Origin of the sequence: Olsenella sp. An285 (genome assembly GCF_002159625.1) — a bacterium.
In the GTDB taxonomy this organism is placed as follows: Bacteria; Actinomycetota; Coriobacteriia; order Coriobacteriales; family Atopobiaceae; genus Thermophilibacter; species Thermophilibacter avicola.
The window spans coordinates 25,559-44,801 of record NZ_NFIZ01000003.1; the positions used below are offsets into that span (position 1 = coordinate 25,559).

Here is a 19,243-nt window from a genome sequence, read left to right on the forward strand (position 1 = left end):
GACAAGGAACCCTGGCACCTTTGTCGGGACTCGGCCGAAGAGGCCGTTTTTCTCGCCGGCAAAGTTAGATATCTCTAACAAATGTCACCAGATAAGTAGCATTTGTCTAACTCAGAAAGGCAAGGTATGGCTGAAACCACCATCGGTCTCGCAGGCAACCCAAACTGCGGCAAGACCACGCTCTTCAACGAGCTCACGGGCTCCAACGGCTACGTGGGCAACTGGCCGGGCGTCACCGTTGAGAAGAAGCAGGCCACGTGGCGCGCCAACCGCGACGTGACCTTCGTGGACCTCCCGGGCATCTACTCGCTCTCCCCGTACACGCCCGAGGAGGTGGTCTCCCGCGACTACGTGGTGAACGACCGCCCGGATGCGATCATCAACCTCGTGGACGTCACTAACCTGGAGCGCAACCTCTACCTCACGACCCAGCTCCTCGAGGCGGGGCGCCCGGTCGTGGTGGGCCTCAACATGTGCGACCTGCTCAATGAGAAGGGCGACGTCATCGACGCCTCCGCCCTCTCCGCGCGCCTGGGCGTGCCGGTCGTCGAGGTCTCCGCGCTGCGCAACACCAACCTCGACGTGCTGGTCAACAAGGCCGTGGCCGCCGGCAAGGCGGGCAAGGTCCAGCCGGGCGCGCCGTGCTTCTCGTCCGAGGTCGAGGGCGCGCTCGGTGAGATCGCGGGCATCGTCTCCGGCAGCTGCGACGCCAACCTCGTCCGCTGGTACTCGATCAAGGTCTTCGAGCGCGACGCCGAGGCGGTGCGCGCCCTGCACCTCTCCTCTGCCCAGCTCAACCAGGCCGAGAAGATCATCAAGGCCGTGGAGAAGTCCCGCGACGACGACGCCGAGTCCATCATCACCTCCGACCGCTACGACTGGATCGGCGAGGTGATGGCCTCCTGCGTCAAGAAGGCGCCCAAGAAGCTCAGCATGTCCGAGAAGATCGACCGCGTGGTCACCAGCCGCGTGCTCGGTCTCCCCATCTTCGTCGTGGTGATGTTCGTCGTGTACTACATCTCCGTCTCCACGGTGGGAACCTGGGGCACGGACTGGGCGAACGACGGCGTCTTCGGCGACGGCTGGCTGTGGAACCCCTCCGACCAGGCGGCGTACGAGGTGGCGACGGAGGAGTTCGACGCCAACTACTACGGCGACAAGATCGACGGCTTCCTGGCCGCGGCCGAGGCGGACGGCATCGCCACCGACGAGGTGGGCGCCGCCGTGGAGACCCTTGCGGAGGACCCGGAGGACGCCGATGCCCAGGCCGTCGTGACCGCCTTCGCGACCGAGGCCGATGCCGCGGGCGTCGTCGCGACCGACGTGCCCATGCACGACGGCGACGGCAACTTCATCGACGCGGACGACGAGGTGGTCACGCGCATCGACGCGGAGGGCAACCCCGTGCTCGCCGAGGGCCAGGAGCTGGCCGTCATTGATACCGTGAGCGCCGCGGACTTCGAGGAGGCGGCGCTTGCGCAGGGCGGCGCGCCGGCGCTCGAGGACTACGGCAGCTTCGTTCCGTCGGTTCCGTCCGTGATCGAGGGCTGGCTCGTGGCCGCCGGCGCGTCCGACTTCGTGCAGGCGCTCGTCCTTGACGGCATCGTCGCCGGCGTGGGCGCGGTGCTGGGCTTCATCCCGCAGATGCTCGTGCTCTTTGTCATGCTCTGCTTCCTCGAGGACTGCGGCTACATGAGCCGCGTGGCCTTCGTCATGGACCGCGTGTTCCGTCGCTTTGGCCTCTCCGGCAAGAGCTTCATCCCCATGCTCATCTCGTCCGGCTGCGGCGTCCCCGGCGTCATGGCCACCAAGACCATCGAGAACGAGAAGGACCGTCGCATGACGGCGATGCTCACCACCATGATCCCGTGCGGCGCCAAGACCCCGATCATCGCGCTCGTGATGGGCGTGCTCATCGGCGGCTCCGACGCCTGGTGGGTGGCGCCGATGTTCTACTTCCTGGGCCTCGCCGCCATCATCGTCTCCGCGCTCATGCTCAAGAAGACCAAGATGTTCGCCGGCGAGCCCGCCCCCTTTGTGATGGAGCTCCCCAACTACCACTTCCCCACGCTCAAGTCCTGGTGGCTGCACGTGTGGGAGCGCATCTCCGCGTACCTCAAGAAGGCCACGACGATTATCTTCGCCGCGTCCGTGGTGGTGTGGTTCCTGCTTGAGTTCGGCTTCGCCAACTGGGAGGGCGGCAACGGCGCCTTTGGCTTCATGTCGCTCATGGAGGGCGCGCCCGAGTACTACACGGACTACTCGCTGCTCGCCATCGTGGGCAACGCCATCGCCTGGATCTTCGCGCCCCTCGGTGCGGACAGCTGGCAGGCGGCTGCCGCGTCCATCAACGCGCTCATCGCCAAGGAGAACCTGGTCTCCACCTTCGGCGTCATCTACGGCATCGGTGACGCCACCGAGAACTCCGTGACCATGTGGAGCGGCTTTGCCGGCATGTTCACCGACGCCTCGGGCATCCTGCACGTGGGCGCCATGTGCGCGTTCGTGGCCTTCAACATGCTCGACGCGCCGTGCTTCGCCGCCATCGGCACCATCCGTCGCCAGATGGACTCGCCCAAGTGGTTCTGGTTCGCGATCGGCTACCAGTGCGTCTTCGCCTGGTGCGTGGGCCTCATCATCAACCAGCTCTGGGAGCTCTTCGTGCTGGGGAACTTCGGCCTCTGGACCGTGGTGGCGTTCGTGCTGCTCGCCGGCATGATCTTCCAGATCGCGCGCCCCATGCCCAAGACCGAGCAGACCGACGACAAGATCCTCGCCCAGCTCGCGTAGCGTGCAAAAGGGACGGGCACTTTTGCACATCGGGCGCGCCGCCGGCTCTTCTCGTCCGGCGGCGCGCCCGCGCTCTAGAAAGGACCGCGCATGTTTGACGCGATCGTCTTCGTGGCCGTCGTCATTGCGGTGATACTGGTGGCGGGCCGCTACCTGCGGACGCTGCGCCGGGGCGGCTGCGGGTGCGGGTGTACCGGCGGGGGAGAGCCCCACGTCGCGCGCCCGAAGGTCGCCGACACCAACGAGGCGCACTATCCCTATGCCGCCGACCTCATCGTCGAGGGCATGCACTGCGAGCACTGCCTCGCGGCAGTGGAGACCGCGCTCGACGGCATCGGCGGCGTGTGGGCGCGCGCGAGCCTGCCCGACCGCGTGCGCGTGCTCTCCAAGGACCCGATCGACCGCGCTTCGCTCGTCGCCGCCGTGGAGGCGGCAGGTTACCGCGTGGCGGGGTAGGGAGCGGGCGCTCCGCCGGTTGGCGCGGACGGTATTGTCGGGCTGTCAGCTAGCCCGTTCGCAAGGCGAGGTACTCCGCCGCGCTCCCGAGGACGGGCATGCCGGCGGCGCGGGCGGCGTCCAGGAGTCCCGCGTTGCGGGCGTTACCGGTGCCAAAGCCGTCGAAGCAGCGGATGAGCGCCCGACAGGCGAGAAGAACCTCGCGCGCCCTCGCCGCGGAGGTCTCGCTCACGGGCTCGAAGTCACGCTCGAAGACCGTGCGCGCCGCGAGGCCGCGCGCGAGCAGGCCGTCGGCGTCGTGCTCGTGCAGCACGCCCGTGGCAAAGGGCACGCCCGCCCGCGCGAGCGCCCGGAAGCACGCCGCCCCCGTGCCGCCGCCCGCGAGCACGAAGACCTCCGGCTCGCCCTCCGGCCGGGGAAGCTCAACGCTGCCGAAGGCGGGCTCGTAGGTCCCCGGCGCGAGGTCGTAGAGCTCCGCCACGCGCTTGGCGGTGAGGACCTCGTCGGGTGCGCCCTGGTATGCGACGCTGCCGTCGCGCACGCAGATGACGTGGTCGGCGGCCTTCTGCGCGAGGTCGATCTCGTGGAGCGACGCCACGACGGCGATGCCGCGCTCGCGCGCCTCGTGCCGCAGGAGCTGGAGGACCTCGAGCTGGGAGCGCACGTCGAGGTAGGACGTGGGCTCGTCGAGCAGCAGCACCCTCGGCTCCTGGCAGAGGGCGCGGGCCAGGAGCACGCGCTGTCGTTGCCCGTCGCTCACGTGGGCAAAGTCGCGCTCGGCGAGCTCCGCCACGCCCGTCGCCCCCATGGCGGCGCGCACGGCCTCCTCGTCCTTCTCGCCCAGGACGCCCAGGCTCCCGGTGAACGGGTAGCGCCCGGCCTCGACCACGTCGCGGCAGGTGAGGAGCTCGGTGTGCGGCCGGCCCGTGAGCATGACGGACATGGAGCGGGCGCGCTCGCGGTCGGGGACGTCCGAGAGCTCGCGTCCAAAGAGCTCCACCGTGCCGCCGAGCGCGCGGAGCTGACCCGCCACGGTGCGCAGGATCGTGGTCTTGCCCGAGCCGTTGGGCCCGATGAGCGCCACCAGCTGCCCGGGGCGCACGGCGAGACAGACGTCCCGAACCAGCGCGCGAGCGCCGTGCCCCACGTCGAGCCCCCGCAGCTCCAGCGCGTTTCTGTTAATTGGGGACTGTCCCCAATTTGCAGACGTCATCGGCCGGACCTCCCTCGGAGCATGAGGGCTATCACCACGGGCGCGCCAAAGACCGCGGTGACGGCGCTCACGGAGAGCTCGACCGGCGAGAAGAGCGTGCGCGCGATGAGGTCGCACCCGCAGCAGAAGGCCGCCCCCGTGAGGAAGCACGCCGGTGTCACGAGGAGCGGCCGCGACGTGCCCACGCCGCGCCGGGCGAGGTGGGGCGCCGCGATGCCCACGAACGAGACCGGGCCCGCGAAGGCTGCCACGCATCCGGAGAGCAGGCTGGATACCAGGACGATGAGCATGCGCAGCCCGAGCACGTTCACGCCCACGCTCTGCGCGTGCGGCTCGCCCAGCTGGTAGGCGCCCAGCGGCTTGGAGAGCGCGAAGGCCGCCCCCGCCATGGCGATCACCGCCACGGCGACGATGCCCACGTCGGCCCACGTGGCGCCAGAGAAGCTGCCGCGCGACCAGTTGTCCAGGTTGACGATGCTCTGGTCGTCCGCAAAGGCCACGAGGAAGTTGGTGGCCGCCGAGCAGATGTAGCCCACCATCACGCCGGCCACGATGAGCATGCTCTGGCTTCGCACGCGCCGGGAGATGAGCAGCACGAAGCCCATGGTGACGAGCGACCCGACAAACGCCGCGCCCACGGACGCGGCCGGGCTCATGACCTGGCCCGCGCCCAGCACCACGATCATCACCACCGCCACCACGAGCTTGGCGCCCGAGGAGACGCCCAGCACAAAGGGGTCGGCGATGGGGTTGTTGAAGAACGTCTGCAGGAGGAACCCGGAAAGCGAGAGCGCCCCGCCCAGCAGCACCGCCTCCAGCGCGCGCGGCAGGCGAATCTGCCAGATGACCTGCGCGGCGGTGGAGGCGTCGCCGGGTCCCGCCGCGAGGATGCGCGCCACCTCGGCGGGCGTGGTGCCCACGCTCCCCAGGCAGAGGCTCGCCACGAAGAGCGCGAGAAGGCCAAGAAGAACGGCGAGGTCGAACAGCACCCACCGCCGCGTCCGGCCGCCCTTGCCGCCCGCCGCGCGCGCCACGCTAGCCCAGCCTCCAGAGATAGGTCGCGGGCTCGTCCGAGCCCGCGATCGCCGCGCGCAGGTCGCAGATGATGTCGGCCATGCTGGTCATCTGCTGGTAGAGGTTGGAGTCGCAGGTCCAGACGTCGCCGTTTCGCACGGCTCGAAAGTCCTCGAGCAGCGCGTTCTTCTCGACAAGGGCCTCGAGGCTGGTCACGCCGTCGTCGATCGTTCCGTTGTAGATGATGACGTCCGCGTCGCGCGCCCCCTCGTAGAAGCGCTCCATCTCAACGGTCACGGTGGTGGGGGAGGAGTCTGCGGCGCCCTCCTCGGAGAAGCTCACGTACTCGCCGCCCGCGGCCTCGATCATCTGGCAGAAGTAGTCCCCGTCGCGCCGCGTCACGGCCGCGCCGTCCTCGTTTATGTAGAAGAAGGCCACGGTCCTGCCCGTCGGGCCCTCCTGCGAGGCGGCCTCCACGCGCTCGGCCACGTCGTCGAAGACCTCGGCGGCCTCCTCCTCGCGGCCAAAGAGCGCGCCCATGAGCTTGATCCACTCCAGGCGGCCGAGCATGTCCTCCTCGCGGCTCGACTGCTCCATGAGCACCGTGGCGCCCAGCTCCTCGAGCTTGGTGCGCACCTCGGGGACGTGGTCGACGTTGGTGTTCTCTATCGCCAGCGGGCAGCCCGCGGCAGCGATGAGCTCGTAGTCGGGCGCCCGGTAGATGCCGCCGTAGGCGATCGTGCCGTCCTCCAGCCGTGCGGCAAAGTCCGCCGAGGGGGAGTCCTCGGCCCGCACGGATGAGACGCCCACGGCATCGAGCGCCCCGATGGCGTCAACGAGGCAGATCATCCCGGTGGAGACCAGGTAGACGCTCTCGAGCGGCCGGCGCACCACGGCCACGTCGCCCGGGAGCCCGCCCGGCACGTCCGCCCCCTCGGGGACAACGAGGAAGCGGTCTCCGTTGGCGAGGCTCGCGAGCCGGTAGCCCCCGTCGTAGGCGCCCAGCGTGAACTGCGTGGCGCGGACGAGGGCCACGGGCGTGGGCTCGCCGAGGCTGGCGGTGTCGGCGGCGGGGCCCAGGGGCTCGTTCTTCTCGCCCGCGTCGCAGGCGGCGAGGGGGAGGATCGTCCCCAGGGCCGCGACGGCCCCGAGCGCGTCTCTGCGCGTGAGCGAGAAGGACATGTGCGCGGACCCCTTCCTCGGCTGCCCCTTCCTGTGACCGTCTTCCATGATACGCCCGCGCGGCGCGGCGCCCTCTTGGCGCCTGCCCCGGCCCCGCGCGCCCGCTACAATGTCCCAAAGAGCCTGCGAATGGGGGTGCCCCATGGACGACCCGTTCATCCAGCGGACAGACGAGCGCTCACCGGACTCGCCGGTCGTCCCGGACGACCCGGCCGGGCCGGGGCGCGCCGACGGGCTGGGTCTTGCCGCGAGAGTCGTCCTCGTTGCGAGCGCCGCCTGTCTCGCGCTGGGGCTTCTTGCCCTGCTGGCCGCCCGGACGGGCGTCACGGGCTACTTCGACGTGGTCCAGTCGGGCCCCGGGGGCGGCTGGCTGATCTTCTTCCTGCCCGTTGCCATGGGGTTCTCCGGGTTGCTGGCGGCGGCGTCCATCGCGCTGCTGGCGATCGCGGGGGTCCTCCTTGTGACGGGCGTGGTCCTGCTGGTCGTGAGGTGGGTCAGAAAGAGAGGGGAGTAAGCGGTGCGCATAGAGAGGGTCGAGCTTCCGCGCTCGGGCTATGGGTCCAAGGCGGCCGCGCTCACGGCCTACGTGCAGGACAACGTGGAGGCCCAGGCGGCGCGCCTGCGCCCGGGCGTCGTGATCTGCCCGGGAGGGGGCTACGCCTTCTGCTCGGACCTGGAGTGGGAGCCCGTCGCGCTGGCCCTCGTCGCTCATGGCTGCCAGGCCTTCGTCCTGGACTACACCGTGCTGGACGACGCCGAGGCCGGCCCGCTCCTGCCCGCCCCGCAGGTGGACCTCGCCCGGGCGGTGGCGACGGTGCGCGAGCGCGCGGGCGAGTGGCGCGTGGACGAGAAGAACCTCGGGCTCCTGGGCTGCTCGGCGGGGGCGCACCTCTGCGCCAGCTACGTGGGCCTCATGAGGGACGAGGCCCTTCTCTCCCGGGCGGACGTCTCCGCCGACGCCGCCCGCGCGGACTGGCAGGTGCTCTGCTACCCCGTCATCGACCTCGACGCCGGCTGGCCGCCCGACCCCGCCTACGCGAATCGCATCTGCGACGGGGCCTCTCCGCTGCGCCGTGCCCAGGACCTGGTGGATGCGGGCACGCCGCGGACCTTCCTCTGGCACACCGCAACCGACGAGACGGTCCCCGTTCGCAACGCCTACCTTTATGCCGAGGCCCTGGCGGCGCACGGCGTCGATCACGAGTGCCACGTCTTCCACGAGGGGCGGCACGGGCTCTCGCTCGCCACGGAGCAGTCCGCGCGCTGGGACGACTGCGTGAGGCCCCACGTCGCGCACTGGCTCGACCTCGCGGCGGAGTGGCTCGCGGACGGGGTCCGCGGGTGAGCTCGCGCGCGGGCCGCTTCGTGGCGGCGGCGTTTCTGGCGGCGTGCCTCTACGCCCTCTCCACGCCGTGCTCCAAGGCCCTGCTTGCCAACGTGGCGCCCAACATGATGGCCGCCCTGCTCTACCTGGGCGCGGGCGTGGGCATGGCGGCGCTGACGGCGGCGCGCGCCGCGGTGGGCAGGGGGTCCTCGGCCGAGGCGCCGCTCGAGCGCGCGGACGCGCCCTACGTGGCGGCGATGGTGCTGCTGGACGTCGCGGCGCCCATCCTGCTCATGGTGGGCCTTTCCCACGCCGCTCCCGAGAACGTGGCGCTGCTCAACAACTTCGAGATCGTGGCCACGGCCGTCATAGCCCTTCTCGCCTTCCAAGAGCGGGTGGCGGCGCGCACCTGGGCGGGAATCGCCGTGATCACGGTGTCCTGCGCGCTGCTCAGCCTGGAGGGGGAGGCCGCGCTGAGCTTCTCCTCCGGCTCGCTCCTGGTGCTGGGGGCGTGCCTGTGCTGGGGCGTGGAGAACAACTGCACGAGCCGCCTCTCCCAGCGAGACCCGGCGCAGGTGGTCATAGTCAAGGGACTGGGATCGGGCGCGGGGGCGCTTGCTGTCGCGCTCGTCGCGGGAGACGCCCTGCCCGCGCCCCCGGATGCCCTCGCTGCCCTTCTCCTGGGCTTCGTCGCCTACGGGCTCTCGATCTTCTTCTACGTCTACGCGCAGCGCGGGCTGGGCGCGGCGCGCACGAGCGCCTACTACGCCGTGAACCCCTTCATCGGGGCGGTGCTCTCGCTCGTGCTGTTTAGGACGGTGCCGGGGCCGGCCTTTCTTCTGGCCCTCGCGCTCATGGCGCTCGGTGCCTGGCTGGTCACCCCGCGGGAGGGCTGAGGCGGGTCGGTTGGGGTGCAAAACCACGACGCTCCGGCGGTCCAGAGTGTCCGATTCCCGCACGCCATCGGCTGAGGTGCAAAACTAGGACGCTCTGGCGGTCGGAAACGTCCATCTTTCGCACGCCATCGGCTGAGGTGCGGCAAGACGACGTTTCCGAGTCGTAGAACGTCCATCCGCCGCACCCCAGGCGCCGGGCGAGAAGAACCTACAGCCGCGGCTCCGGCTGCGTCTCGAGGTCGCGCCCCACGCGCCCGAGGCGCGCGACGTCGGTCTCCGCCTGCCCCTCGTGCCAGTCCGCGCGCTTGGCGTGGTCCGGGTCACGAGGGTCCGCCCACAGGCGCTCGGCCACCGGGGCCCACGCGGCCGCTGCCGGCGCGGTCTTCTCGCGCAGCTGCTCGGGGGTCTCCCTCTCCACGAGGTCCGTCGAGTGCGCGCCGGTCTCCGCCACCATGCGCGGCAGGTCGTCCGGGTTCTCCAGCATGGGACAGGGGCGCAGGTGGTTGGTGTTGAACGGCTGCGACTCGTAGTACTTCATGAAGAGCGGGGAGCGCAGGGCGTCGAGCAGGCTCACGTCGTGGATGTTCACGTTGGAGTAGTGGACGAAGACGCACGGCTCCACGTCTCCCGCGGCGTTGATGTGCAGGTAGCGACGCCCGCCGGCGATGCAGCCGCCCACGTACTCGCCGTCGTTCTGGAAGTCCATCGTGAAGAGCGGCTTCTTGCCGCGCATCTCGCGCACGAAGCGGTACATGCGCTCGCGCTGCTCGGGCGTGGGGATGAGCTCCGGCGCGCTGGCCCGGCCCACCGGCATGAAGTGGAAGTACCAGCAGAAGAGCGCGCCCTTCTCGATCATCCAGTCCATGTTCTCCTCGGTGGCGATGGCGTCCGCGTTGGCGCGCGTCCAGCAGGCGGAGATGCCAAAGGGCAGCCCGTGCTCGCGCAGGAGGTCCATCGCGCGCTCGATCTTGGCGTAGGTGCCGTTGCCGCGGCGGGCGTCCGTGGTGTGCTCGTTGCCCTCGGCCGAGATGGCGGGCACGAAGTTGGCCACGCGGATCATGTCCTGGCAGAAGGCCTCGTCTATGAGGGTGGCGTTGGTGAAGCAGAGGAAGGCGCAGTCGGGGTACCTCTCGCAGATGCGGATGAGGTCCGCCTTGCGCACGAGCGGCTCGCCGCCCGTGTAGATGTAGACGTGCACGCCCAGCTCGCGGCCCTGGTCGATGATCGAGCAGATGTCCTCGTAGGAGAGGTTGAGCGCGTGCCCGTACTCCGCCGCCCAGCAGCCGGTGCAGCGCAGGTTGCAGGCGCTCGTGGGGTCGAGGAGGATGGCCCAGGGGACGTTGCACCCAAGCTCGTCGCGCTTCTTCTCCTGCACGGGCCAGGCGAGCACGTTGGCGTCCACGAGGAAGCACTTGATGAGGCGGCTCGCGACCTCGGGGTTGAGGTCGAACACGCGCATCATGAGCTGGTACCAGTTGCTCCGGCTGTCGATGGCGCTCCGGAAGGCCCTGCGCTGGGTGGGGAAGACGTTGGCGGGGACGTACCTGTCAACGGTGTCCATGAGCTTGGGGATGCGCGCCTCGGGGTCCTCCGAGACGTAGTCCACGAGCTTGTTGAGGGCGGCGCGCTCCGCCGCCTGCGAGATGCCCATTTCTGGCTCCTTCTACGTTGCTGAGCGGTGCCTGCAGGCGCCTTTGGTCGACGCATTTATACCCATCTAGGAGAAAATCCTCAATTGAGGAATAGCTGCTCGTGTCTCTTCTGTGAAAGCGGGGAGAATGGCGCCTATTCCACAGAAAATCGCGAGGTGGGGAGCAATACTTGTCAGTCACGCGACGACATGCCGCCCGTGCCGGAAATCACGCCGCTCGCCGCCTTTTTTGCCTCAAAATGAACAAGATGTGAAAATCCTGTGAATCAAAATGGTTTGTGCTAGCTCCGCTAGCAAAGCGTCATTGTTTCGAGTAGATTTCTTTGCTCGGAAAGCAGAAACCTCACCGACCAGCCCGGGTCGGGAGTACCGAGTTCTCAGGGAGGACACCATGGGCCGCAAGCTCAACAACCTGTTCGCTAACCTCTTCTCCGGCAGCCACAAGTCCCAGGACGCTCGTCGCCGCCAGGGCAACAAGAGCTTCTCTCTCGCCCGCGCCGAGCTCGACGTCCGCTCCGGCGCCCCCAGGCTCCCGATGGCATAGCCCGGGTCCCCACCCAATACCCCCGAGGGACGGCGCCCCAGCGGCGCCGTCCCTTTTTCTTTCGCGTCATGCGGGCTCGCCGTCCGGTGGAAATCCCCACATGTGGAATAATCAGCACAGCTGATCACGGGGAGGGGAGCGCATGGCGCAGGGCGAGAAGAACGGGCGGCCCGAGGGGCGGGTTGACCGCCGCGTGCGGCGGAGCCGCCGGACCATCGTGGAGGCCTTCGACCGCCTCATCATGACGCGCCCGCTCGAGGAGATTACCGTAAGCGCCGTCGCACGTGAGGCAGACGTCGATCGCAAGACCTTCTACCAGCACTTCGGCACCATCGACGGTCTTCTCGACGCCATTGCCGAGGGCTTTGTCACCGAGCTTCTCGACGAGGTGGAGCTGGCAATGGCGGCAGACGCCGCGTCTGGCGAGGCGTCCCGCCCCCTGCGCGCCTTCTTCGTCATCCTCGCCGAGCACCTGAACGAGAACCTTCTGCTGCGGCAGCGCTACTGCGAGCACGTGCCGCCGGAGATCATGTTCGACCACCTCTCCCGGCCGCTCGTGCGACAGGTCGTCTGCCGCGGGTTCGTGAGGGAGGGCCTCCCGGACGAGGAGCTCGAGATGCTGCTCGCGTTTTGGCTCGGCGGGCTCTTCTCGCTGTACCGGTGGTGGCTCCTCTCTGACCGGCGGATTCCGGTCGAGGAGGTCGCGGGCCGTGCCTGTCAGCTGGTGGAGAGCGGCGTCTCGCCGCTGCTGCGAGACGCCGGCGGCGCGGTGGCCCGCTAGAGCTCGATGACCTCGAGGTCGTCCGGCACGTAGAGGTTGCCGTGGTAGAGGGGCGCGCCCTCCGCGAGGTAGAGCTCGCGGCGACGGGCGATGTTCCTGTCCTCCGTGTGGTAGAGCACGAGGTTCTTGACGCCGAGATTCTCGGCCAGCTCGCAGGCGTCCGCCACGGTCGAGTGGCTCTTCTCGTAGGGGTGGAACACGTCGGCCTGGGAGCGCAGGCAGAACGCCTCGTGGAGAAGCCACGTGGCGCCCTCGGCGTAGGGCCGCTCGTGCTCGGCGTAGGGCTCGTCCCCGCAGCAGGTGAGCCGGCGCCCCTCCCCGTCGAGCTCCATGGAGAACCCGAACTGCCTCGCCTTGGTCGAGCGGATGTCGAAGAACGTGACCTCGTGGCCGATGAGCCGGCGGCGCTCGCCGTCCTCGACGGTCACGAGGTGCACGTGCGTGCCGATGAAGGCGGTCTGCTTGGACGTGAGCAGCTGCTCCGCCATGGTGCCCAAGAGGCCGATGACCTCGTCGTGTCCGTAGAACCAGGCCTCCCCCTGGTAGGTGCCCTGGGCCATGCGCTGGCAGATAACGCGGACCATCCAGACGACGCCCATCAGGTGGTCGAGGTGCTTGTGCGTGACAAAGACCTCGTGGATGTCGTGTGGGTCTATGCCGGCGAGCTTGAGCTGGCGCAGGATGCCGTTGCCGCCCCCGCCGTCAACGAGGAGGTGGCGGGCCTCGCCGTTCTTCTCGTCGCTTATGACGAAGCACGTGTTGTAGCACTCGGTCACGAGGGCGTTTCCCGTGCCCAGCAGGGTGAGTCTCATCTTGTTTTCTTCCGGCGCGCGATCGGTCCCGGGCGTGAAGCCCGAGCCATCATAGCCGAGCGCCCGCCGGATGGCACATGGCACGCGTACCGATTCCTCTGCCTGCGCGGTCCCCGCGCCGGGCCCGGTGCCCGGGCTACTTCACCGTGAGCACGGGGACGTCGACGGAGCGCAGCACGCCAAAGCTCACGCTTCCGAGCATGCCGCGCAGCGCGCCCAGGCCGCGCCGGCCCATGACCACGAGGTCGATGTCGCGGCTCGTGACGTAGTCGACGATGCCCTCGAGCGCGGAGTTGGCTATGACGGCATCGGCGACGATCTTGCACTGGGCGTCGTCGCGCGACTGGTCGATGACGTCCCGAATGTCCTGGACCGCGCGCTCCACGGCCGCGTCCATGATGCGCTCGTAGGTGGAGGGGTCGCCCATCGCGTAGGGCGTCTCCAGGCTCACGTCCCCCAGCAGCGTGGGGTTGGGCAGGGAGGCCGAGGGGATGACGGTCACCACGTGGACCTTCGCAACCTCGTAGGGGCCGGCCAGGCCAAGTGCGATGTGCAGGGCGCTCTTTGCGTGGTCGGACTCGTCGTAGGGAACCAGGATGTTCTTGAAGTACATGGTTACCTCCTCTTCGAGCTTGACGCTTACCCGCGTTTATACCCGTTGGGGAGGCGGGCGTGGTGCGCTTCGGTGGGCGCGCCCGAGTATCCCGTGGGCGTATGATGCAGATGGTGCAGAAGTGCCTGTCCCCTTTCCACGCTTTGGAGGCGAGAAGAGCATGCGCGTCACGGTGCTGATGGAGAACTCCACGCCGTCGAGCCGACTTGCGGCGCGGCACGGCCTGAGCCTGTGGCTCGAGCTCGAGGACGGGAGGCGCGTCCTCTTTGACATGGGTCCGGACGAGGCGTTTCTTGCCAACGCGCACGTCCTGGGCGTAGACGTTACCGCGGCGGACGCGGCCGTGCTCTCCCACGGGCACTACGACCACGGGGGCGGCCTTCCCGCGTTTCTCGACGCGTGCGGGCGCGCCGGGCGCGAGGTGCCCGTCTACGTGCGCGACCACGCCTTCGACGAGCACGCCTCCGGCACGCCCGAACGGCATCACGCCATAGGGCTGGACCCGGCGCTCGCCGCGAACCCGTGCGTGGTCACGGTGGGCGAGAGGCGCGAGATCGCCCCGGGCCTCACGCTCTTCTCCACCATGCGGCGCGAGCACCCGGCGGCGCGCTCCAACCTGCGCCTCATGGAGCGCCGGGACGGCAGCCTCGCCCCGGACCGCTTCCTCCACGAGCAGAGCCTGCTGGTCAGGGAGGGCGGGCGGACCTTCCTGGTCTCCGGCTGCTCCCACGGCGGCATCCTCAACATCATGGACGCGGCGGAGGAGCTGGCGGGCGGCGCGCTCGACGCGGTGGTCGCCGGCTTTCACCTCATGGACCCGAGCGGCGGCGCGGTGGAGGACCCCGCGCTCACGCGCGAGCTGGCGGCGGCGCTCGCCGCGCGGCCGACGCGCTACCTCACCTTCCACTGCACCGGCACGGACGCGTTCTCCCTGCTGCGCGACGAGCTGGGCGAGCGCGTGCGCTACCTGCACGTGGGAAGCCGCGCGGAGCTCTAGGGCAGCCGGCGGCGGGTATACTTCTGTCTCAGGTCAACGTCATCGGAGGTCTGATGCAGCTCATCGGTGCGCTTCTCGCGCTGCTCGTCGTCGCGTTCGTGGTCTCGCTCGTGGTCTCGTTCCTGGTGAACATCGTCGCGGGCGCGCTCTCACTGCTGCCGGCTATCTTTGTCATCCTGGTCATCTGGTTCTTCGTGAGGGGCGGCAAGGTCCACGTGGAGTTCCCGGACCGGCCTGACCGCCGGGACCGCATCGACCGCTTCTAGGGGGAAGAGCACATGGCAACGCCCGAGTTCATCCTGCGCCTGCGCGAGAAGATCGGCCACGACCTGCTGTGGCTCATCGGCGTGACCGCCTGCGTCGAGGACGCCGAGGGTCGCGTGCTCCTGGGCCGCCGGGCTGACACGGGGGAGTGGGCGCTCGTCTACGGGATCAACGAGCCCGGCGAGGAGCCGGCTGACACCGTGATCCGCGAGGTCCTGGAGGAGACGGGCGTGGACGTGGTGCCCGTCGCCCTTGCGAGCGTGAAGGCCGGCCGGCGCATGACGGTGTACGCGAACGGCGACCAGACGTAGTACCTGGACCTCGCCTTCGTCTGTCGGCTCGCCGAGGGCGGCAACGACGTCCCGCGCGTGGCGGACGACGAGAGCCTCGAGGTGGGCTGGTTCGAGCCGGACGCCCTGCCGCAGCCGCTCGCCGCCTCCACGGTCGAGCGCCTGGCCCGCATCCGCGCCTGGCGCGAGGCGGGGAGCGGGCAGGCGCTCTTCTGGTTTGGCGGCTAGCTCAGGCGCCGCCCCTGCTGCGCGCCTCCTGCCGAGTCCCTTCTCGTCGGGTTCTTCTCGCCGTGCGCTCTGACCGGCGCTACCAGCGGATCGTGTACGGCTCTGCGGTGAACGAGCAGAACGTCGCGGTCACGTTCTCCAGGGCGAAGACCTCGCAGTTGCCGTCGTCCGCGGCGTACATGGACTGCAGGTCGGGATACTCCGCGAGCACGGCCTCGCGCGCCTCCAGGCGGTCGTCGAGCACGGCGTCTGCCTCGATGCGCAGCCACGAGCCGTCCTCGCCCATGGCGCAGATGGCAACGCGCGGGTGGGCGAGCATCTGGTCGGAGACGGGCTTGACCTTGCCGGTCTGGATGTAGAGCCTGCCCTCGAACTTGGCGATGGTGCCAAACGGGCGGACCTGCGGGTTGCCGGCCTCGTCAACGGTTGCCAGGAAGTACGTGGGATTTGCCTTGAGGTAGGCAAGGACCTCGTCCATGGGTGCTCCTTTCGCGAGCGGTCGTTGATGCTACTTTACTCCGCCTTCGGAGGGATGGGGCTCCTGCGGGTGATGGATGGTTCCCGGGGACATGCGTTTGCGCGCGGCCGGTTGCACGCGGCTGGCATGGAGACCTTTGGTTGCCCTCGCTGCCCACAACCCCTTGTTGCCGCCGCCTTTGCATGCGAGGAGTAAACTTGCCCCTTGGAATTTGGCTTACTGGTTGGAGGACCTATGAACATGAGATTGCGAGCGGCCGCCGTGGCCGCCGGGCTGGGCCTCGCCCTTGCGGTGTGCCCCTCGGTTGCTCGAGCGGACGAGCTCGTCGCTGCGCAGGGGGCGTCCGCGGATGTCGTCGTGCTGCTTTCGGAAGACGGCGTGACGTCTCCGTCTGAGGGGGAGGGCCAGAAGAATCTTGGTGCCGCGCTCTCGACCTCGGTTTCCACCGGGTCGACTGAGGAGGGCGTTGCCTCGCTCCCCGAGGGCGAGAAGAACGCTCCTCTCGTCACGCCGGCGGAGGACGCGATCTCGTCCGACGCTGCCGAGACCGAGGTTCCCGGGAGTGGGACCCTCGATTCGAGCGAGGCTGCCAATCTCGGCCTCTCCTCCTCTGTTGCCACCGATGGCGATGAGCTCGTCTCTAACGCTGAGCCCCCTGCCGGCGAGAACACCTCTTCCGAGGAGGCGGACCTCGGCATCGAGGCAGATGTCGCCATCGAGCCCAGTGTCGAGGGTGCCGTAGAGTCCGGAGCTACGCCCGGCGCGGACGTTCCCGAGGCGCCCGTCGAGGAGGTGGAGGAGGAGCTCCCCGTCGAGCTTGCCGCCTCGTCGCTTCCCTCGGTTGGCTGGACCGGTGACACCTACTGGGACGGAACCCTCAATGCCGACGGCACGGCGCGCCCCTACACCGGCTGGGTCATAGATGACCACGACGGAGGCGGGCTGCAGCGGTACTGGGTCGTGGACGGCACCAAGTACACGGGCGGCCTCTTCGATGCCGGAGCGGACGGTTGGGGCTACGTCCTGGGCGAGGGCTGGGTGTTGCGCGGTCTTCATACCGTGGGCAACCTCATCTACCTCGCCAACAACGACGGTCGTCTGCTCGATCCGGGCTGGACGGTCACCGGCGAGTTCACAGGCGGTGAGCTCCAGCGCTACTACGTCGAGGACGACCACGCCATTCATCGCGGTTATTCGGAGAACGGTGGGTACGGCCACTACGTCACCGAGCGGGGCTACGTGGCGCGCGGCAAGACCGTCGAGAGGGACGGTACGGTTGTCCTTGCCAACAACGACGGCTGCACCGAGAAGGGCGGCTGGCTGGTGACCGACGCTTACGACGGCGGCGCCATGCAGCGCTACTACGTCGATCCCGAGACTCACGAGGCGCGAACGGGCCTCTTCTCCGTCGACGGCATCTCCTATTGCGGCGTCGCAGGGCAGGGCTACGTCCTGCGTGGGAAGATGTCCTGGAACGCCACGCACGTTCTTCTCGCCAACAACGACGGCTTCCTCGTCTCCAATCCCGGCTGGCTCGTGACCGGCGATTACGACGGCGGCGCCATGCAGCGCTACTGGATCGCGGGGATCGATGGCTGGGACGGCTTCTTCGGGGCCCTCATCGACTTCTTCGAGGCTGCTGGTGCCACGTATTACGGCGATCACGGCGAGGGCTATGTCCTGCGCAACGCCCACGTCTGGCGCGTGAGTGACGAGGACTACACGGCGGACTGGTGCCTTGCCAACAACGACGGCGCGCTAAGCGTCGACAACTCCGACTACGCGCGCCTCGTGAACAGCTATGTGGCGAGCATCGTGAGGTACTCCAACGACGACTCGCACGGCTACGACCAGACCTGGCGCTGGGGCGAGAGGGGAGACTACGACTGCTCGTCCCTCGTCATCACGTGCCTGCGCGAGGCGGGGCTTGAGACCGGCTGGGCAACCTACACCGGCAACATGCGCTCCTCGCTGACGAGCTACGACTTCGTGTGGATCTCTGATCCCTCTGAGCTCCAGCGCGGCGACATCCTGCTCAACGAGACCTATCACACGGCCATCTACCTGGGCAACGGCATGCTCGCCAACGCTTCTGGCAACGAGTTCGGAGCCGCGACCGGTGGCGAGCCCGGGGACCAGACCGGCCGCGAGATCTGGATTCGCAGCTACTACGACTATCCGTGGAACGGAGTTCTGCGTCTCAAGAGCTACGTGGCGTAGGAACCCTTCAAGTATTCTTCTCCAACGGGCGTGACGGCGGGGGACGGAGCTGCGGCTGCTCCGTCCCCCGCATTGTGTTGTCAGCTTTTTCGGGACCGCTGAAATACTGGTGGTAACCGGGGAATAAAAGATGCTGGTAGAAAATGCTACCTTAGAGGTGATACTTGACGGTCCGTCAGAGTACTGCTGACAAAATGCGATGACGGGCGCCAGCGCCCTCAGAAGGGACACATCATGCCAGAGAACCTCCCCCTCGCGCTCCAGTGGGCCGCGCTCGGATGCGGCTTCACCTGGCTCATGACCACGGCGGGCTCTGCGGTGGTGTTCTTCTTCCGCTCCGAGCGCGAGCTCATGCACCACATCTTCCTGGGCTTCGCCGCGGGCGTGATGGTGGCGGCGAGCGTGTGGTCGCTCCTCAACCCGGCAATCGAGCAGGCCGCCGAGCAGGGCGTTCCCGGCTGGATTCCGGCGGCGGGCGGCTTTCTGCTGGGGGTCTTCTTCCTCATGGCGCTCGACTCCGTCCTGCCGCACCTGCACGCGGGGGCCGATGACCCCGAGGGCATGCCCTCCGGGTGGAAGCGCACGACGCTGCTGGTCTCGGCGGTGACCCTCCACAACATCCCCGAGGGGATGTCCGTGGGCCTCCTCTTTGCCATGGCGGCGCAGTCCGCGGGCGCCGCGGGGGAGGCGTACCTGGGCATGGCCCTCGCCCTCGCGGTGGGCATCGGCCTCCAGAACTTTCCCGAGGGTGCGGCCATCTCGCTGCCGCTCGCGCGCGAAGGCATGACTCGGCGCCGCGCGTTTGCCATGGGCAGCCTCTCCGGCATCGTGGAGCCCATCTTTGGGGTGGCGGTGGTGCTGGCCAGCGGCTGGATCGCGCCCTTCATGCCGTGGCTTTTGGCCTTCGCCGCGGGAGCGATGATCTACGTGGTGGTCGAGGAGCTCATCCCCGAGGCCCACCTCGGCGAGCACTCCAACGTGGGGACGCTTGGCTTCATCCTGGGCTTCGTCGTGATGATGGTGCTCGACGTGGCCCTGGGGTAGGGCCGCGCCTGCGGAGCGTCTCCGCGCGCCTGTCGCCGGTCTCGTTTCTCCCCTCGACTTTTGAGGCCTCAAAAGTCGAGGCTTCTTGGTGGCTATCTGGGAAAACGCGGAGAGACCTCCGACTTTTGAGGCCTCAAAAGTCAAAGCTCCCCAGCTGCCAGCCGCGCCACTTGTGGAGAAGATGTGTTAGCCTAGGTTTACATCTCGTGCGCAGGAAAGTTAACGCATACTAACTATGCGCCGAGAAGAACAGCGACTCGAAGCCAAGCGGCTCTGTTCCGGAATCGGTGCGACGCGTTTAACCCTGCCCGAGCGGCGGCCCCTCTCCCCGCCGCGCACGGCGAACCCTTGCGCCACCTGCCAACCCCCTCTCCGGCAGGTGGCGCCTTTGTGCCGCGACAGGGTCGGTCCGGTCCTGCCACCGGGTTCTTCTCGGCTTGCCCCGG

Annotated in this window: 20 protein-coding genes; 13 read left to right on the forward strand and 7 right to left on the reverse strand. The window is 68.5% G+C overall.

The window, feature by feature from the left end; genetic code table 11:
- Positions 1-126: 126 nt before the first annotated feature.
- Together feoB and B5F79_RS02765 are read left to right on the forward strand one after the other, a co-directional pair.
- Complete coding sequence (gene feoB / locus B5F79_RS02760; RefSeq protein WP_087217381.1) at positions 127-2,790, forward strand: ferrous iron transporter B; 2,664 nt, start codon at positions 127-129, stop codon at positions 2,788-2,790.
- Between the two features lie 90 nt (positions 2,791-2,880).
- The gene (locus B5F79_RS02765) at positions 2,881-3,246 is read left to right on the forward strand and encodes a heavy-metal-associated domain-containing protein (RefSeq protein ID WP_087217382.1); all 366 of its coding nucleotides are present in this window, start codon (positions 2,881-2,883) and stop codon (positions 3,244-3,246) included.
- Positions 3,247-3,295: 49 nt separating this feature from the next.
- Here the strand turns inward: B5F79_RS02765 and B5F79_RS02770 are convergent, their stop codons facing one another.
- Genes B5F79_RS02770 through B5F79_RS02780 form a run of 3 tightly spaced genes read right to left on the reverse strand, consistent with a single transcriptional unit; the run spans position 3,296 to position 6,655 of the window.
- Positions 3,296-4,459 (reverse strand): ABC transporter ATP-binding protein, encoded by a 1,164-nt coding sequence (locus B5F79_RS02770; RefSeq protein ID WP_087217383.1) that lies wholly within the window; start codon positions 4,457-4,459, stop codon positions 3,296-3,298.
- A complete protein-coding gene (locus B5F79_RS02775; RefSeq protein WP_164484269.1) occupies positions 4,456-5,493 on the reverse strand; it encodes a FecCD family ABC transporter permease in 1,038 nt (345 codons plus the stop codon). The genes B5F79_RS02770 and B5F79_RS02775 overlap by 4 nt, the downstream gene beginning before the upstream one ends.
- 1 nt (position 5,494) lies before the next feature.
- Positions 5,495-6,655, reverse strand: coding sequence for an ABC transporter substrate-binding protein (locus B5F79_RS02780; RefSeq protein WP_158094822.1), 1,161 nt, complete (start codon positions 6,653-6,655; stop codon positions 5,495-5,497).
- Between the two features lie 142 nt (positions 6,656-6,797).
- Between B5F79_RS02780 and B5F79_RS02785 the strand changes: the two genes are divergently transcribed.
- The 3 genes from B5F79_RS02785 to B5F79_RS02795 are packed head-to-tail and all read left to right on the forward strand — an operon-like array spanning position 6,798 to position 8,875.
- Positions 6,798-7,169, forward strand: a complete 372-nt coding sequence (locus B5F79_RS02785) for a hypothetical protein (RefSeq protein ID WP_087217386.1) — start codon at positions 6,798-6,800, stop codon at positions 7,167-7,169.
- Positions 7,170-7,172: 3 nt separating this feature from the next.
- Positions 7,173-8,000, forward strand: coding sequence for an alpha/beta hydrolase (locus B5F79_RS02790; protein ID WP_087217387.1), 828 nt, complete (start codon positions 7,173-7,175; stop codon positions 7,998-8,000).
- On the forward strand, positions 7,997-8,875 hold the full coding sequence (locus B5F79_RS02795) for a DMT family transporter (RefSeq protein WP_206390988.1): 879 nt from the start codon (positions 7,997-7,999) through the stop codon (positions 8,873-8,875). The genes B5F79_RS02790 and B5F79_RS02795 overlap by 4 nt, the downstream gene beginning before the upstream one ends.
- Before the next feature lie 208 nt (positions 8,876-9,083).
- On the opposite strand, the gene B5F79_RS02800 is transcribed toward B5F79_RS02795, so the two are convergent.
- Positions 9,084-10,526, reverse strand: a complete 1,443-nt coding sequence (locus B5F79_RS02800) for a radical SAM protein (protein ID WP_087217389.1) — start codon at positions 10,524-10,526, stop codon at positions 9,084-9,086.
- A gap of 391 nt (positions 10,527-10,917) precedes the next feature.
- Between B5F79_RS02800 and B5F79_RS10945 the strand changes: the two genes are divergently transcribed.
- On the forward strand, positions 10,918-11,070 hold the full coding sequence (locus tag B5F79_RS10945) for a hypothetical protein (protein WP_158094823.1): 153 nt from the start codon (positions 10,918-10,920) through the stop codon (positions 11,068-11,070).
- Between the two features lie 142 nt (positions 11,071-11,212).
- Positions 11,213-11,851, forward strand: coding sequence for a TetR/AcrR family transcriptional regulator (locus B5F79_RS02805; RefSeq protein WP_087217390.1), 639 nt, complete (start codon positions 11,213-11,215; stop codon positions 11,849-11,851).
- On the opposite strand, the gene B5F79_RS02810 is transcribed toward B5F79_RS02805, so the two are convergent.
- Both B5F79_RS02810 and B5F79_RS02815 read right to left on the reverse strand, forming a co-directional pair.
- Positions 11,848-12,663: an MBL fold metallo-hydrolase gene (locus B5F79_RS02810; protein ID WP_087217391.1), complete on the reverse strand. Its 816-nt coding sequence runs from the start codon at positions 12,661-12,663 to the stop codon at positions 11,848-11,850. The two genes, B5F79_RS02805 and B5F79_RS02810, sit on opposite strands and share 4 nt — an antisense overlap.
- 136 nt (positions 12,664-12,799) lie before the next feature.
- Entirely contained in the window at positions 12,800-13,276 is a 477-nt protein-coding gene (locus B5F79_RS02815) for a universal stress protein (protein WP_087217392.1), read from the reverse strand.
- Between the two features lie 160 nt (positions 13,277-13,436).
- Between B5F79_RS02815 and B5F79_RS02820 the strand changes: the two genes are divergently transcribed.
- Genes B5F79_RS02820 through B5F79_RS11110 form a run of 4 tightly spaced genes read left to right on the forward strand, consistent with a single transcriptional unit; the run spans position 13,437 to position 15,055 of the window.
- Positions 13,437-14,273, forward strand: coding sequence for an MBL fold metallo-hydrolase (locus B5F79_RS02820; protein ID WP_158094824.1), 837 nt, complete (start codon positions 13,437-13,439; stop codon positions 14,271-14,273).
- A 53-nt stretch (positions 14,274-14,326) separates the two neighbouring features.
- Positions 14,327-14,539 carry a hypothetical protein gene (locus B5F79_RS02825; protein WP_087217394.1) on the forward strand — a complete coding sequence of 71 codons (213 nt, stop codon included), beginning with the start codon at positions 14,327-14,329 and terminating at the stop codon, positions 14,537-14,539.
- 12 nt (positions 14,540-14,551) lie between these two features.
- Positions 14,552-14,848, forward strand: coding sequence for an NUDIX domain-containing protein (locus tag B5F79_RS11105; RefSeq protein ID WP_206390989.1), 297 nt, complete (start codon positions 14,552-14,554; stop codon positions 14,846-14,848).
- Between the two features lie 57 nt (positions 14,849-14,905).
- A complete protein-coding gene (locus tag B5F79_RS11110) occupies positions 14,906-15,055 on the forward strand; it encodes a hypothetical protein (RefSeq protein ID WP_206390991.1) in 150 nt (49 codons plus the stop codon).
- Between the two features lie 79 nt (positions 15,056-15,134).
- Here B5F79_RS11110 and B5F79_RS02835 read toward each other — a convergent pair whose 3' ends face one another.
- Positions 15,135-15,533: a pyridoxamine 5'-phosphate oxidase family protein gene (locus tag B5F79_RS02835; RefSeq protein WP_087217395.1), complete on the reverse strand. Its 399-nt coding sequence runs from the start codon at positions 15,531-15,533 to the stop codon at positions 15,135-15,137.
- Between the two features lie 240 nt (positions 15,534-15,773).
- On the opposite strand from B5F79_RS02835, the gene B5F79_RS02840 reads away from it, so the two are divergent.
- Positions 15,774-17,753 carry an NlpC/P60 family protein gene (locus B5F79_RS02840; protein ID WP_143786221.1) on the forward strand — a complete coding sequence of 660 codons (1,980 nt, stop codon included), beginning with the start codon at positions 15,774-15,776 and terminating at the stop codon, positions 17,751-17,753.
- Between the two features lie 234 nt (positions 17,754-17,987).
- Positions 17,988-18,797 carry a ZIP family metal transporter gene (locus tag B5F79_RS02845; RefSeq protein WP_087217397.1) on the forward strand — a complete coding sequence of 270 codons (810 nt, stop codon included), beginning with the start codon at positions 17,988-17,990 and terminating at the stop codon, positions 18,795-18,797.
- Positions 18,798-19,243: the final 446 nt, after the last annotated feature.